Source organism: Streptomyces sp. NPDC038200 (assembly GCF_055600785.1).
This window is the reverse complement of the sequence record NZ_JBVJYH010000002.1, coordinates 465,328-477,991: the sequence shown is the minus strand read 5'-3', so window position 1 is coordinate 477,991 and position 12,664 is coordinate 465,328. Positions and strand designations below refer to the sequence as shown.

General features: G+C 72.8%; 11 protein-coding genes. 6 read left to right on the top strand and 5 right to left on the bottom strand.

Annotated features, from left to right (window positions below; translation table 11 throughout):
* The first annotated feature begins 18 nt into the window (after nt 1-18).
* Genes ACZ7KF_RS07095 through ACZ7KF_RS07075 form a run of 5 tightly spaced genes read left to right on the top strand, consistent with a single transcriptional unit; the run spans nt 19 to nt 4,444 of the window.
* Nucleotides 19-912 carry an STAS domain-containing protein gene (locus ACZ7KF_RS07095; protein WP_471069931.1) on the top strand — a complete coding sequence of 298 codons (894 nt, stop codon included), beginning with the start codon at nt 19-21 and terminating at the stop codon, nt 910-912.
* Complete coding sequence (locus ACZ7KF_RS07090; protein WP_471069930.1) at nt 909-1,289, top strand: STAS domain-containing protein; 381 nt, start codon at nt 909-911, stop codon at nt 1,287-1,289. Before ACZ7KF_RS07095 ends, ACZ7KF_RS07090 begins: the two co-directional genes overlap by 4 nt.
* Nucleotides 1,289-1,735 carry an ATP-binding protein gene (locus ACZ7KF_RS07085; protein ID WP_471069929.1) on the top strand — a complete coding sequence of 149 codons (447 nt, stop codon included), beginning with the start codon at nt 1,289-1,291 and terminating at the stop codon, nt 1,733-1,735. The genes ACZ7KF_RS07090 and ACZ7KF_RS07085 overlap by 1 nt, the downstream gene beginning before the upstream one ends.
* Nucleotides 1,732-2,793: a SpoIIE family protein phosphatase gene (locus ACZ7KF_RS07080; protein ID WP_471069928.1), complete on the top strand. Its 1,062-nt coding sequence runs from the start codon at nt 1,732-1,734 to the stop codon at nt 2,791-2,793. The genes ACZ7KF_RS07085 and ACZ7KF_RS07080 overlap by 4 nt, the downstream gene beginning before the upstream one ends.
* Nucleotides 2,777-4,444: a PP2C family protein-serine/threonine phosphatase gene (locus tag ACZ7KF_RS07075; RefSeq protein WP_471069927.1), complete on the top strand. Its 1,668-nt coding sequence runs from the start codon at nt 2,777-2,779 to the stop codon at nt 4,442-4,444. Before ACZ7KF_RS07080 ends, ACZ7KF_RS07075 begins: the two co-directional genes overlap by 17 nt.
* Nucleotides 4,445-4,492: 48 nt before the next feature.
* Here the strand turns inward: ACZ7KF_RS07075 and ACZ7KF_RS07070 are convergent, their stop codons facing one another.
* From ACZ7KF_RS07070 to ACZ7KF_RS07060, 3 genes are all read right to left on the bottom strand, one after another.
* Complete coding sequence (locus ACZ7KF_RS07070; RefSeq protein WP_471069926.1) at nt 4,493-4,735, bottom strand: chaplin; 243 nt, start codon at nt 4,733-4,735, stop codon at nt 4,493-4,495.
* A gap of 116 nt (nt 4,736-4,851) precedes the next feature.
* Complete coding sequence (locus ACZ7KF_RS07065) at nt 4,852-7,131, bottom strand: catalase (RefSeq protein ID WP_471069925.1); 2,280 nt, start codon at nt 7,129-7,131, stop codon at nt 4,852-4,854.
* Nucleotides 7,132-7,572: 441 nt separating this feature from the next.
* The gene (locus ACZ7KF_RS07060) at nt 7,573-7,923 is read right to left on the bottom strand and encodes an ANTAR domain-containing protein (protein WP_471069924.1); all 351 of its coding nucleotides are present in this window, start codon (nt 7,921-7,923) and stop codon (nt 7,573-7,575) included.
* 100 nt (nt 7,924-8,023) lie between these two features.
* On the opposite strand from ACZ7KF_RS07060, the gene ACZ7KF_RS07055 reads away from it, so the two are divergent.
* Nucleotides 8,024-9,010 carry a helix-turn-helix transcriptional regulator gene (locus tag ACZ7KF_RS07055; RefSeq protein ID WP_471069923.1) on the top strand — a complete coding sequence of 329 codons (987 nt, stop codon included), beginning with the start codon at nt 8,024-8,026 and terminating at the stop codon, nt 9,008-9,010.
* Between the two features lie 47 nt (nt 9,011-9,057).
* Here the strand turns inward: ACZ7KF_RS07055 and ACZ7KF_RS07050 are convergent, their stop codons facing one another.
* Complete coding sequence (locus ACZ7KF_RS07050; protein ID WP_471069922.1) at nt 9,058-11,598, bottom strand: discoidin domain-containing protein; 2,541 nt, start codon at nt 11,596-11,598, stop codon at nt 9,058-9,060.
* 241 nt (nt 11,599-11,839) lie between these two features.
* Nucleotides 11,840-12,655, bottom strand: coding sequence for an inositol monophosphatase family protein (locus ACZ7KF_RS07045; RefSeq protein ID WP_471069921.1), 816 nt, complete (start codon nt 12,653-12,655; stop codon nt 11,840-11,842).
* Nucleotides 12,656-12,664: the final 9 nt, after the last annotated feature.

Genomic DNA, 12,664 nt, shown 5'->3' with positions numbered 1-12,664 from the left:
GTCGTGCGAGAGGAGAGGATGAGAGTGTCCGAGCAGGACGCGGCCGCATCGGCACCGCAGGTGGTGAGTTCCTTCCTGGAACAGCGCAAGGAGCAGATCGCGCAGCGCTGGGCCGATGCCGCCTTGTTCCGCTCGGTCTTCACCATCTCCCGCGACGAGGCGGTCGAGGCGTGCAAGGCCGTGGTGGACGCGCTGTCCGAAGTAGCCGTCAGCGGACAGCTGGAGAACGTCTCGGCGCCCGGCTTCACCGGCGTGCGCGACCAGCTGGGGCGCATGGCCGCGACCCGTACCCGCGCCGGGTCCACCCCGGCGCAGATCGCCGACGAGGTGGCCAGGCTGCGGGAGCCCGTGGTCGGCCTGCTCCGCGAGGAGTTCGCCGACCCCGCGGGCCCGCAGGCCCAGGAGAGCGCGCTGGCGCTGACCCTGCTGCTGGGCACGTTGCGTCTGGTGGTGATGGAGACGGCGCTGGACGCGAACGCGGAGCTGATCGAGCGGCAGCGGCAGCAGCTGCTCGAAGTGGCCACTCCCGTCATCAAGCTGTGGGAGGGCACGGTCGCCGTACCCCTGATCGGGACGCTGGACAGCGCGCGCAGCCAGGTGGTGATGGAGTCGCTGCTGGAGGCCATCGTCGACCAGCGGGCCCGGTACGCCATCCTGGACATCACCGGCGTGCCGACGGTCGACTCGCTGGTCGCGCAGCACCTGATGAAGACGGTGGCCGCGGCCCGTCTGATGGGTGCGGAGTGCATCGTGTCCGGCATCCGCCCGGCCATCGCGCAGACCATCGTGCAGCTCGGCATCGACCTGGGCACGGTGCTCACCCGGGCCTCGCTGGCCGACGCCCTGGCCTACGCGCTGAGCCGTCAGGGCATCGAGGTGTCGCGTGCGGAAGCGGGTGCGAGCGCCCGGTGAACCAGCCCACTCCCGGTCTGCCGGTCCAGATCCCGGTGCTCGCCCTGGGCGACGTCCTGCTCGTCTCCCTCCAGGGCGAGCTGCACGACGGCATGGCCGAGCAGCTGCAGCACGACATAACCAACCGCATCTCCATCAGCCGGGTGACCGGTGTCGTGATCGACATCTCCGGTGTGGACATGGTCGACTCCTTCCTGGGCCGGGTGCTGGCGGAGATCGCCTCCACGGCCCGGCTGCTGGCGGCCCGAACGATCGTGGCCGGTATGCGGCCCGCCGTGGCGATCACCCTGGTCGAACTGGGGCTCACGCTGCCCGGTCTGGTCACCGCGCTGGACGTCGACCGGGCCATGGAACTGCTGTCCCGGAGGGGGAGCTGATGCAGCCATCCGGTCAGGCGTCCGCGACGAGCCTGCCCATCGGCTCGGACGCGGATCTGGCCTGGGTGCGGCAACACGTGCGGCAGTGCGCGGCACAGCTCGGTTTCGGGCTGGTGCAGCAGACCAAGCTGGTCACGGCGGCGAGCGAGCTGGCCCGCAACACGCTGGTGTACGGCGGCGGCGGACACGTGGAGGTCACACCGCTGGACAACGGCCGCAGCCGGGGCCTGAGCATGTCCTTCATCGACACCGGTCCGGGCATCCGCGACCTGGAGCTGGCCATGACCGACGGGTACACCACCGGCGGCGGGCTGGGGCTCGGGCTGAGCGGCGCCAGACGGCTGGTGCACGAGTTCAGCGTCGACACCGAGCCCGGCCGGGGCACGACCGTCACGGCCGTCGCCTGGGTGGCGCAGGTGCCCGCGTCGCGTCCGGGGGTGGGATGAGCCGGGTGTGGGAGGTCCCGGTGCACGACTCCACGCGGGTCCGGGACGCCCGGATCGCGGCCCGGGAGGCGTGCGGCCGGGCGGGGCTGGCCCCGGCGCGGACGGCGACCGCGGAGCTGGTCGCCACCGAGCTGGCGACGAATCTGCTCAAGCACGCGGGCGGGGGCCTCATGGTGGTGAACCTCGTGGCGCCGCCGTCCGGTGGGGCGGCCACGGCGGTCCAGTTGTTCTCGCTCGACCACGGGCCGGGCATCGCCGACGTGGACGTCGCGCTGCGGGACGGCTACTCCACCGCCACCGACTCGCTCGGCGCGGGCCTGGGCAGCTGTCTGCGCAGCGCCGACGCCTTCCACCTGCACAGCGTGCCGGGCCGTGGCACGGTGGCGACGGCCCGGATCGACCCGGAGCCGGGCGGGCGCGGGGCACCCAGGACGCCGCCGCCCGCGGGCGGCATCACGGTCGCCTTCGGGCAGGCCGAGGAGTGCGGTGACGCCTGGGCCTGGGCACGGTCCGGAGGTCTGCTGACGCTGCTGCTCGCGGACGGCCTCGGGCACGGAGCGAAGGCCGCGCACGCCTCCGGCGCGGCGGTGGCGGAGCTGCGGGGCTGTGCGCATCTGCCGCCCGTGGAGATCCTGCGCCGGCTGCATGCGGCGCTGCGGCCCACCCGGGGCGCCGCGGTCACGGTGGCCCAGGTGGACACGGACCGGGACGAACTCTGCTTCGCCGGGGTCGGCAACGCCGGCGCCCGGGTGCGCACCAAGGGCTCCTGGACGTCCCTGGTCTCCCATCCGGGGATCGTCGGGGCGTACTTCCCGGCGCAGGTCCCCGTGCGGCGGGTGCCGTGGGGGCGGGACAGTCTGCTCGTCGTGCACAGTGACGGCCTGCCCAGCCGCTGGACGCCGCCGGAGGATCCTGAGCTGCTCGCCCACGACCCGTCGGTGGTGGCCGCGGCGATCCTGCGCGACGCGGGCAGCCCGGCCCGCCCCGTACGCGACGACACCAGCGTGGCCGTACTGGCCCCCGACCGCCGGACCAGCGCCCATGACAGCCGCCTCTGAGACCTGGACCATCGCCTCCGCCGCCGACGCGGTCCGCGCCCGTGCCCTGCTGGCGCGGCTCACCGCGGACGCCGGGGTGCCGGCGCTGGGCCGCGCCCGCTTCCTGGCCGCGTGCGGTGCCCGGCTGCGCCGTGGGCTCGACACGGACGGCGCGAAACTGACCGTGACCGCGGGCCCCGGCCGGGAGCTGCGGGTCGCCCTCGACGGGCCGGAGCCCTGGCGGCACTCGCTCGACTGTCCTTCGCCCGTGCGCGGCCCGCTGCCCGGCCTGGACGACGCCCCGCTCGACGAGGCGCTGCTGGCCGCCGACGAGGACGCGTCCGTCCTGCTGGCGAGCCTGGCGGAGACGGAGGAGCTGCTGCGGTTCCACCGGGAGGAACTGCACCAGACCAACCAGGGGGTGCTGGCGCTCCACACCGAGCTGGAGGCGGCGGCACGGGCGCAGCGCGAACTCCTCGACGCCGAGCGGACGGCACGCGCGGAGGCCGAGAACGCCCGCCGCCAGCTGACCTTCCTGGCGAACGCGAGCGCGGTCATCAACGCCTCGCTCGATCACGAGGACATCCTGCGCCGGCTGCCCGAGCTGCTGGTCCCGGAGTACGCCCGGCACGTCGACGTCTGGCTCGTGGACGACGAGCGGAACCCGCCGGGCGAGCGGGCGGCGGCCACGGTGACGGCGGCCCGCACCGGCCGCGCCCAGCACGCCGGCCCCCATCCCGGTGAGCTGCCGGGCGTGGACGACATGCCGCCCTCGGCGCTCTCCCCGGACCGGCCGCTGCTCTGCCTGCCGCTCGGCGCGCGCAGCATGCAGGGGGTGCTGACGCTGTCCGCGCCCGGCGACCGCTTCGACCCGGACACCACCGTGATGCTGCTGGAGCTGGCCCGGCGTGCGGGCATCGCCCTGGACAACGCCCGCCAGTACGCGCAGCACCGGGACGTCGCCCAGGCCCTCCAGCGGGCCCAGCTGACCGAGCTGCCCGCCACCCCGCGGCTCGCGCTGGCCGCGCGCTATCTGCCCGCGACGCACGGCCTGAACATCGGCGGCGACTGGTACGACGCCTTCCCGCAGCCGGACGGCAGCGTGCTGGCGGTGATAGGGGACGTCACGGGGCACGGGCTGCGCGCGGCGGTCATCATGGGCCAGCTGCGCACCGCGCTGCGCGCCTACGCCGTCGAGGGCAACGGCCCGGCGCGGATCCTCACCCTGCTGCACCGGATGCTGCGCCATCAGCAGCCGGAGCTGTACGCGACCTGTGCGATCGCCCGGTTCACGCCCGGGGAGCCCGGAGTGGTGTGGGCCGCCGCCGGGCATCCGCCGGCCGTCGCGCGCGGCCCCAAGGGGGAGGTGCGGGTGCTGGAGACCCGGCCGGGGATCATGCTGGGGGTCCCGGTGCCGTACGAGTACGAGGAGCACACGATCGAGTTGCCGGCGGGCTCCACTCTCGCGCTGTACACGGACGGGCTGGTGGAGCGGCGGTCCGCGGGGATCGACGCGGGGATCGACCGGCTCGCGCAGGCCATGGAGGCGCTCGGTCCGGCGGACCTGACGGATCTGGACGCGGCGGCCGACTCGCTGCTCAAGCCGATGCTGCACGACTCCGAGCACGACGACGACATCTGTCTGCTGCTGTGCCGCACCACGCGGCGGTGAACTGCCGTGCGCCGGCCCCCTTCCGCGGGGGCCGGCGCACGGTGGGCGTCAGTTCGCCACGCAGACGTTCCCCACGGTGAAATTCAGCAGCCCGAGAACGTTGATGCTGTTGCCGCACACGTTGAGGCCGAGATCGATCGGCACCTGGATCACGTTTCCGGAGAGGACACCCGGGCTGTTCGCGGCGGCTCCGGCCGTCGGGGCCGGGTCGGCCGCCGCGGCGTTCGCCGCCCCGGCCAGGGCGAGGACACTCGCGAGTACGGTCGTGGTGGCGAAGCTGCGAAGACGCATGATCTGCCTCACTGGTCGGCATCGGGACGCCTTCATCACAACCGGGGCGGGCGCCCCTCGCCTCTCCGGGTACGCCGATGGGGCCGCCCCGCCCCGATGTTCCCTCGACCGGCCGGTCAGGCGGCCGACGGGAAGCGTTCCCAGACCCGGTGGGCGCCGAGCAACCGGGTGAGCTGCTGCAGGACGGCGGTGGCGGTGTCGTCGGCGATCACCCCGGGTGCGTCCTGCGGGATCCCGGCCGCCTCCAGCGCGGCCTCTCCGCCCTTGGCGGCGCCGATGGCCTTCCCGTGCCGGAACGCCTCCGCGAGCAGCAGCCCCACGCGCGGGTCGGGGGTGGCCTGCTGGACGCTGGGCAGGGCCGCCTTGGCGTCGCGGGCGCCGTAGGCGTCGGTGCCCACCCCGGGGGTGCCGGCCACCAGCAGGGCGTCGAACTCCACGGAGCGTGCGGTGGCGTAGGTCCGCTGGACGGTCAGGGCGTCGGGGCCGTCGCCGAGGGTGCCGCCGGCCGGTGCGACGACCAGCGGGACCATGCCGCCGTCGAGCACCTCCTGGCGTACGGCGCGGACGCCGTCGAGGTCGCCGTCGGGGCCGGTGATGATGCCGATGATCCGGCCGTCGGTGGGCCAGGTCCGGCCGACCTGGGAGAGGGCGGGGCTGGGCTCGACGTCGGCGAGGGGCGTGGTGGGTTCGGGGGCGGGCAGGCCGAGGCCGTCGGCGACGCCCGCGCACAGCTCCGGGTCGATGTTCGCCAGGACCTGCAGCGCCCTTTCCCGGATGGCCTGTTCGTAGCACTTGGCGAGTTCGAAGGTGTAGGCGCCGATGATGTGCTCCCGCTCCACCGGGCTCATGCTGAGCCAGAACCGGCGGGGCTGGCTGAAGTGGTCGTCGAACGTCTCGGGTGCCTCGCGGACCTTGGTGGCCTCGGGGACGCGTACGGGCGTCTCGATGTACGCCCCGAGGTCCGCGCCCGCGGTGAAGGGGCAGCCGCCGTCCAGCGAGTTGGGCCGGTAGGGGGCCACGCCCCGGTGCACGGCCGTCTGGTGGAACCCGTCGCGCAGCATGTCGTTGACCGGCGCCTGCGGCCGGTTGATCGGGATCTGGGCGAAGTTGGGCCCGGCCAGACGGGTGATCTGGGTGTCCAGGTAGGAGAACAGGCGCCCGGCGAGCAGGGGGTCGTCGGTGATGTCGATACCGGGGACGAGGTGGCCGGGGTGGAAGGCGACCTGCTCGGTCTCGGCGAAGAAGTTCGAGGGGTTGCGGTTGAGGGTGAGCAGCCCGATCGGCTGCACGGGGGCCAGTTCCTCGGGGACGATGTTCGTCGGGTCCAGCAGGTCGATGCCCTCGAACATCTGCTCCGGGGTGTCGGGGAAGGTCTGGATGCCGAACTCCCACTCCGGGTAGGCGCCCGCCTCGATGGCGTCGGCGAGGTCCCGGCGGTGGAAGTCGGGGTCGACGCCGTTGACGATCTGCGCCTCTTCCCACACGAGGGAGTGCACGCCCAGCTTCGGCTTCCAGTGGAACTTCACCAGCGTCGTCTTCCCGGCGGCGTCGACCAGCCGGAAGGTGTGGACGCCGAATCCCTCCATCGTGCGGAACGAGCGCGGGATGGCCCGGTCCGACATGTTCCACAGAGTGTGATGGGTGGCCTCGGTGTGCAGGGTGACGAAGTCCCAGAAGGTGTCGTGGGCGCTCTGGGCCTGGGGGATCTCCCGGTCCGGGTGCGGCTTGCCGGCGTGGATGACGTCAGGGAACTTGATCGCGTCCTGGATGAAGAACACCGGGATGTTGTTGCCGACCAGGTCGAAGACGCCCTCGCTGGTGTAGAACTTCGTCGCGAAGCCCCGGGTGTCGCGGACCGTGTCGGCGGAGCCCCGGGAGCCGAGCACGGTGGAGAAGCGGACGAACACCGGTGTCTCGGCGTCCTCGGCGAGGAACGCCGCCTTCGTCACGTTCGCCGCGGTGCCGTAACTGCGGAAGACACCGTGTGCGCCGGCGCCGCGGGCGTGGACCACGCGCTCGGGGATGCGCTCGTGGTCGAAGTGCATCACCTTCTCCCGCAGGTGGTGGTCCTGGAGCAGCACCGGCCCGCGGGGTCCCGCCTTGAGGGAGTGATCGGTGTCGTACAGCCGGGTGCCCTGCGCGTTGGTCAGATAGCTGCCGCTCTGCGCCATCCGTGCCTGGTCGGCGCCGGTCGGCTGCCCGGTCGGCGAGACGGTGGCCGGGCCGGTCTGGTCGGGCTTCGCCGGATACGGCTCATGGGGATCGGTCGGCTCGGCGACCGGCGGCGACTTGGGCCCCGGCTTGCCGGGGATGCCGTCCTCCGGGCCCGCGGGCGCACCCTGGAGGGCGTCCGCCACCTTGTCCGCCGCACGCTTCAAGGGGTTCGTCTCGCTCATCAGTACCAATTCCTTCGCTGGTCACGGGGGCGGGTCCGGCGCGGTCGAGCGGGGCGTCGCGCAGCCCGGTGGCCACGCCGGGGCATGCGGCCGACGACATCGGTCACTTCGGGTGAAACCCAAAGGAAAGGGGTCGACGGCGGCCCTCGTACCGAGGTCCCCGGGCCGGGGCGTCCGAAACCGGGGATCGTGGTGAATTCCCGGTCGGGGTGAAGTCGGGCCGTCTCGAATCGAGTTGCCGGGAGGGCAGGCCCGCCGGACGCGCTGGTCCGGGCCCGGGGACCGCCGGCAGGGCCAAGTGCCTCCTGCCGAGGACGGCTTCATCAGCAGGGCCGGCTTCTTGACCCGGATCAGACGGGCACCCGGCCGCCCGCACAGGCCACCCTAGGCGCTGAGCGGGACCGGCGCAGTTCGGGCGGGGCCGGTCAGGGGCGGCACCGTTCACCCCGGCCGGCCGCAGCCGACCCGCCGCTCGTCCTGCCGGCCGACGGCGCCGGGGCGGGAGCGGGCGTGTTGCACGGCGGGGGGCAGCGCCCGGCGGATCACCTCGGGCAGCCGACGGCAGGCCGGCCACTCCACCAGGCAGCGCGCCACCTCCCGCATCTTGATGTTGGTGTGCTGCGAGATGTGTTTCAGAGCCTCCCAGCCCTGTTCGGTGGTCAGGCCGCCCACGGTGACGACCACGCCGATCGCCTGGTCGATCAGGGCATGGGAGATCAGCGCCTGACGCAGCTGGCCGACCTCCTCCTGCAATGCCCGCATCTGGTCCGCCTGGTCGTCACGTCCGATCATGCGCTCACCCTGCGCAGCCCGGCCGCCCGGCGACAGCCACCAGGCGAACAACTTGGCAGGCCGTCGTCCATAAAGCGAAAAACCGCTGGTCAGGGGATACATGGAAACGTCGTTCCAGGGCAAACGGGCACCCATGGACACCCTCACCTTCGACAGCGACGACCTGGAGGTCACGGAGGATTTCCTCAGCCGTGCCTACGCCAGGATGCGCATAGCCAGCGGTACTCCCGGCTCGACCCGCGCCCGGATACGCCGCGCCGGCATCGGCTCGGTGAGTGTCGACGACATCGCGCTGGACTTCGAGATGGCCTACTCGGTGACACCGCTGGGCCGGGTCTGTCTGTGCGTCGTGCACGAGGGCACCGTGCGGGACCACGGCTTCCAGGGCGTCGAGGACTCCTTCGGACCGGGTGACGTCGTGCTGTTCGCCCCGCCGGACCTGCCGTACGCGGGGCGGATCTGCAGTGCCCGGTACAACATCACCATGCTGGACCCGGCCCTGCTCGCCCAGGTGGCCTCGGGTCGGGACGGCTCGCAGCCGGTGCGGCTGACCGGCCACCGGCCGCGCTCCGCCGCGGCGGCCCGCCATCTGAGCCGGACGATCACCCATCTGCGGGACTCGGTGCTCGCCGATCCCGAGATCGCGGAGCAGCCGCTGGTCGCCGCCACGGCCGCCCAGCACCTGGCGGCGAGCGTCCTGGCCGCCTTCCCCAACACGGCCATGGACGAACCCGTCGGCGCCGACGGGAACGACCCCCGGCCGGCGGTGCTGCGCCGCGCGCTCGCCTACATCGACGACCACGCGGACCAACCCGTCACGGTCGCCGACATAGCCGCCGCGGCCCATGTGACGGTGCGCGCGCTGCAGTACGCCTTCCGCCGTCATCTGGACACCACCCCGCTCGCCCAGTTGCGCCGGGTACGCCTCGCGCACGCCCACCACGACCTGGCGGCCGCCGATCCCGGCACCGGGGTCACGGTCACGGAGGTCGCGGCCCGCTGGGGCTTCCACCATCCGGGCCGCTTCGCCTCCCTGTACCGGGGCACCTACCGCCGGGCCCCGCACGAGACCCTGTCCGACGGCTGACCGGCGTCCCGTACGGAGGCATGCTCCGTACGGGACGCCGGGGCGGCTCACGGGAAGGAGGTCACCTTGGACGGGACCGTGCTGGTGCCCGAGGTGGGTGCGCCGGTGCCGTTGACGACGTGTGCGTACTGGCCCTTGCCGCCGAGGGAGATCACGAGCAGGTCGTGCATCTTGATCCCCGGTGTCGTGGGCACCTGGAAGCCGTGTGCCTGCACGATCGACGGATCGGCGGTGTAGTTGCAGTAGCTGCCCAGGCCCCACGCCTCATGGGTGGTGACGGTGTCGGCGACCTTGTAGGCCGCGTAGCCGACGGTGCCGTCGTGGGTGACGGCGGCGGCGTTGGGGGCGTCGTACGCCTTCTCGTTCTGGAAGAAGACGGTCCGGCCGCGTTCTCCGCTCCAGTAGACGTCGTACTTGTTGAAGTGCTCGACGAACAGCCCGGTGGCCAGGACGTCGTCGCCGTTCACCCGCAGTCCGTAGTCGGCGCGGTTGGTGTCCCAGCCGACGCCGCTGCCGTGGTCGGCGCGCCAGATCCAGGTGTGGTCGATGACGACGTCGTCGCTGTCGACCACCACGGAGTTGGTGGCGAGGCCGGGCCCGGCACCGCCGACGCGGATGAACACGTCCTGCATGGTCGTGGGGTCGGCGGAGTGGTCGGCGGAGGAGCCGGGGGTGCCGATGCGCAGCAGCGTGTCCGAGTTGACCGGGCCCGCGTCGATCAGGAACCCGGCGAGCCGTACTCCGTCGACGTCGGCGACGTGCATGGCGTCGATCCCGTTGTCGGGGACGAGGGTGGCGAGGCCGAGGCCCAGGACGACGGTGTCGGGCCGGGTGACGTCGATCGTCCGGTCGAGGTGGTAGACGCCGGGTGTGAAGAGCAGGTTGAGCCCCTGGGCGAGGGCCGCGTTGATGGTGGCGGCCGTGGCGCCCGGCTTGACGACGTAGAACCGGTCGAGCGGGATCGACGTGCCCGCGTTCGCGGGCCAGCTGACGCCCCGGGCGTTGGTGCGCTTGGCGGGGACGAACACCTTGTAGGCGGAGCCGTCCAGGTAGAGGAACGGCTTCTCCCGGGAGACGGGGGTGGTGTCCAGGGTGGTGTAGGGGCCGCTGTCGAAGTCGGTCGCGGGCGCGCCCTGCACGCCGGAGAAGGTCATGTTCCACACGCCGTTGGTCCAGCCGCCGACCGAGCTGTCCCGGGTGTACCACTGCTGCTGGGAGTACGGGCCGACCGTGCCGTCGATCTTCGAGTCCGCGATGTAGCCGCCGGAGGCCCAGCCGTAGCCGTTGGGGGCGAGGTTGAGGCCGCCCTGGACGTGGATGCGGCGGAAGGGCGCGGCCTGGGCGACGGCCCAGCGGTCGGTGCCGTTGACCGGGTTGAGGGCGAGGTTCTCCGCCGAACGCCAGAAGTTCTGGGTGGCGTTGCCGTCGAACCAGCCCGCGTCCACGGTGACGTCCCCGTTGATCCGGGTGTCGTCGGGGTTCAGGCCGAGGCCGGAGATCGAGGTGTAGAAGCCGAGCTGGGCGTTGATGCCGTTGTAGGTGCCGGGCTTGAGCAGGAACTGGTAGCGGCCGGAGCCGAACTGGGCGGATTCCTGCCGGGCGAAGACATCGTCGAACTTCTGCTGGAGGCCGGGCGTGGAGGGGTCGACGACGATGACGTTGGGGCCGAGGTCGCCGCCGCCCTCGATCGGCGGGACGCCGGTGCCGCCGGTGTGGACGGCGACCTCCCACAGGGAGTAGCCGTAGCCGGTGCCGCGGGCGGTGCCGTTGATGCGGACGTACCGGCCGGAGCCGCTGACGTCGTACGACGCCGTGCCGCCGCTCGCCCCGGTGACGCTCTTGAGAGTGGTCCAGTTCTGGCCGTCGGAGGAGGCCTGGATCCGGAAGTCCTTGGCGTAGGCGGCCTCCCAGTTCAGGTCGACCTTGCACAGGTCCTTGACGGCGCCGAGGTCCACCTGCAGCCACTGCGGGTCGGTGGCCTGGCTGGACCAGCGGGTCGTGGTGCTGCCGTCGAAGGCGGCGGAGGCGGGTGTACCGGCGTTCTCGGTGGAGGAGGCCGTGGCGGGCCTGCCCTGGGCGGCGTTGCCGGTGCCGCAGCCCGCCTGGCCGCCGTCCGTGCTGCCGAACACCTGGAACTCCCAGAGGGAGTAGCCCCACTGGGTGGCCCGGTGCACGCCGAGCACACGGACGTAGCGGCCCTTGCCGGACACGTCGAGCGTGTCGACGCCGCCGTCCGAGCCGGTGACGGACTTCAGGTCGGTCCAGGTGGTGCCGTCCGCGGATATCTGGACCTTGTAGTCCTTGCCGTAGGCGGCCTCCCAGTCGAGGACCACCTGGTCGACGGTGGCGGTGGCCCCCAGGTCGACCTGGATCCACTGGTCGTCGCCGGCGGCCGAGGCCCAGCGGGTGCCGGTGTCGCCGTCGACGGCCTTGGCGGCGCCGGTACCGCCGTTCTCCTCGGACGACGCGGTGGCCGTCTTCCCCTGGGACAGGGGGGTTTCGGCCGCGGTGGCCGAGGGATGTGCGGTGGGCAGGGCGACCAGCGCGGCGGTGGCGGCCAGCGCGACGCCCAGGGATCTCAGTCTCATGCGGCGGCTCCAAAAGGACTGCGGAGGTCGAATCACCGACCCCACGGCTTAGTTCATGTTTTGATTTAAGTGATGAACCAAGCGCGCCACAAGTGTTCGGACAGCAGATCCTTCCCACCGCGGTGACGAACCGGCGACTTCGCCCGGAGGCGCGGACCGGGCCCGCGCCCCGGGACGAGATGCAGATCGTGCACGTCGGGCGGGCGGTCTCCGGCATGCGCGGCGACGGCCCCGGTCCTGGTCAACGCATCGGGGGATCCTGGCTCTTGACCAGCTCCACCAGGGCGGCGTGCGTCTCGGGGTCGGCCGCCGCGATCAGTCCGCCCGCGCCGGTGTGCAGCGGCTCGCCGTACAGGCCGGTCACCGTGCAGCCGGCGGCCCGGCACAGGGCGATGCCGGCGGCGAAGTGCACGCTGTCGGCGAGGTGGCCGTCGGTGACGTAGGCGGCCCGGCGCCCGGCGGCGACCCAGGCCACCGCGAGGGAGCTGGAGATCACCCGGGGCCGGAACCGCGCGGCGAAGCCCGGCTCGGCGAGCAGGCGGGCCGCCTGGAAACCGGGCGCGTTGGGGAACGGGGCGTCGAGGTTGACGTCCACCAGCGCGGACCCGGCGGTGGGCGTCAGCTCCACGTCGTGGCCGTCCCGGCGGACCCAGGCCCGCTCGCCGTCGGTCCAGAACACCTCACCGGCGAACGGATCGGCCGTCGCCGCCGCGGTCACCTCCGCGTCCGTCCGCAGCGCCACGTTCACGCCGACGAGCAGGGTCCGCACGGCGTAGTTGAGGGTGCCGCACAGCGGGTCGACCAGCCAGCGGCGGCGGGCGCCGGCGGCGCCGCTGCGTCCGCTCTCCTCCGCCGTGACCGCGTCCTCGGGGCGGGCTTCGCGCAGGACGTCGAGAATGGCCCGCTCGGCGGCGAGGTCCGCTTCCGTGGCGAAGTCGCCGGCTGACTTCTCGTAGCGGTCCAGCCGTCGGCCGTACAGGTCACGCACCACCACCGCGCCCGCCTGGGCCGCCGCTACGGCCAGTCGGGCGTCGGACTCCCCGTTGATGATCGACATGGTGTGCAG

What these genes read in the sequence shown, in the direction of transcription:
- ACZ7KF_RS07095 (WP_471069931.1), top strand. Translation starts at nt 19, where the DNA reads ATGAGAGTGTCCGAGCAGGACGCGGCCGCATCGGCACCGCAGGTGGTG.
- ACZ7KF_RS07085 (WP_471069929.1), top strand. Translation starts at nt 1,289, where the DNA reads ATGCAGCCATCCGGTCAGGCGTCCGCGACGAGCCTGCCCATCGGCTCG.
- ACZ7KF_RS07080 (WP_471069928.1), top strand. Translation starts at nt 1,732, where the DNA reads ATGAGCCGGGTGTGGGAGGTCCCGGTGCACGACTCCACGCGGGTCCGG.
- ACZ7KF_RS07075 (WP_471069927.1), top strand. Translation starts at nt 2,777, where the DNA reads ATGACAGCCGCCTCTGAGACCTGGACCATCGCCTCCGCCGCCGACGCG.
- ACZ7KF_RS07070 (WP_471069926.1), bottom strand. Translation starts at nt 4,735, where the DNA reads ATGCGTCTTCGCAGCTTCGCCACCACGACCGTACTCGCGAGTGTCCTC.
- ACZ7KF_RS07065 (WP_471069925.1), bottom strand. Translation starts at nt 7,131, where the DNA reads ATGAGCGAGACGAACCCCTTGAAGCGTGCGGCGGACAAGGTGGCGGAC.
- ACZ7KF_RS07060 (WP_471069924.1), bottom strand. Translation starts at nt 7,923, where the DNA reads ATGATCGGACGTGACGACCAGGCGGACCAGATGCGGGCATTGCAGGAG.
- ACZ7KF_RS07055 (WP_471069923.1), top strand. Translation starts at nt 8,024, where the DNA reads ATGGAAACGTCGTTCCAGGGCAAACGGGCACCCATGGACACCCTCACC.
- ACZ7KF_RS07050 (WP_471069922.1), bottom strand. Translation starts at nt 11,598, where the DNA reads ATGAGACTGAGATCCCTGGGCGTCGCGCTGGCCGCCACCGCCGCGCTG.
- ACZ7KF_RS07045 (WP_471069921.1), bottom strand. Translation starts at nt 12,655, where the DNA reads ATGTCGATCATCAACGGGGAGTCCGACGCCCGACTGGCCGTAGCGGCG.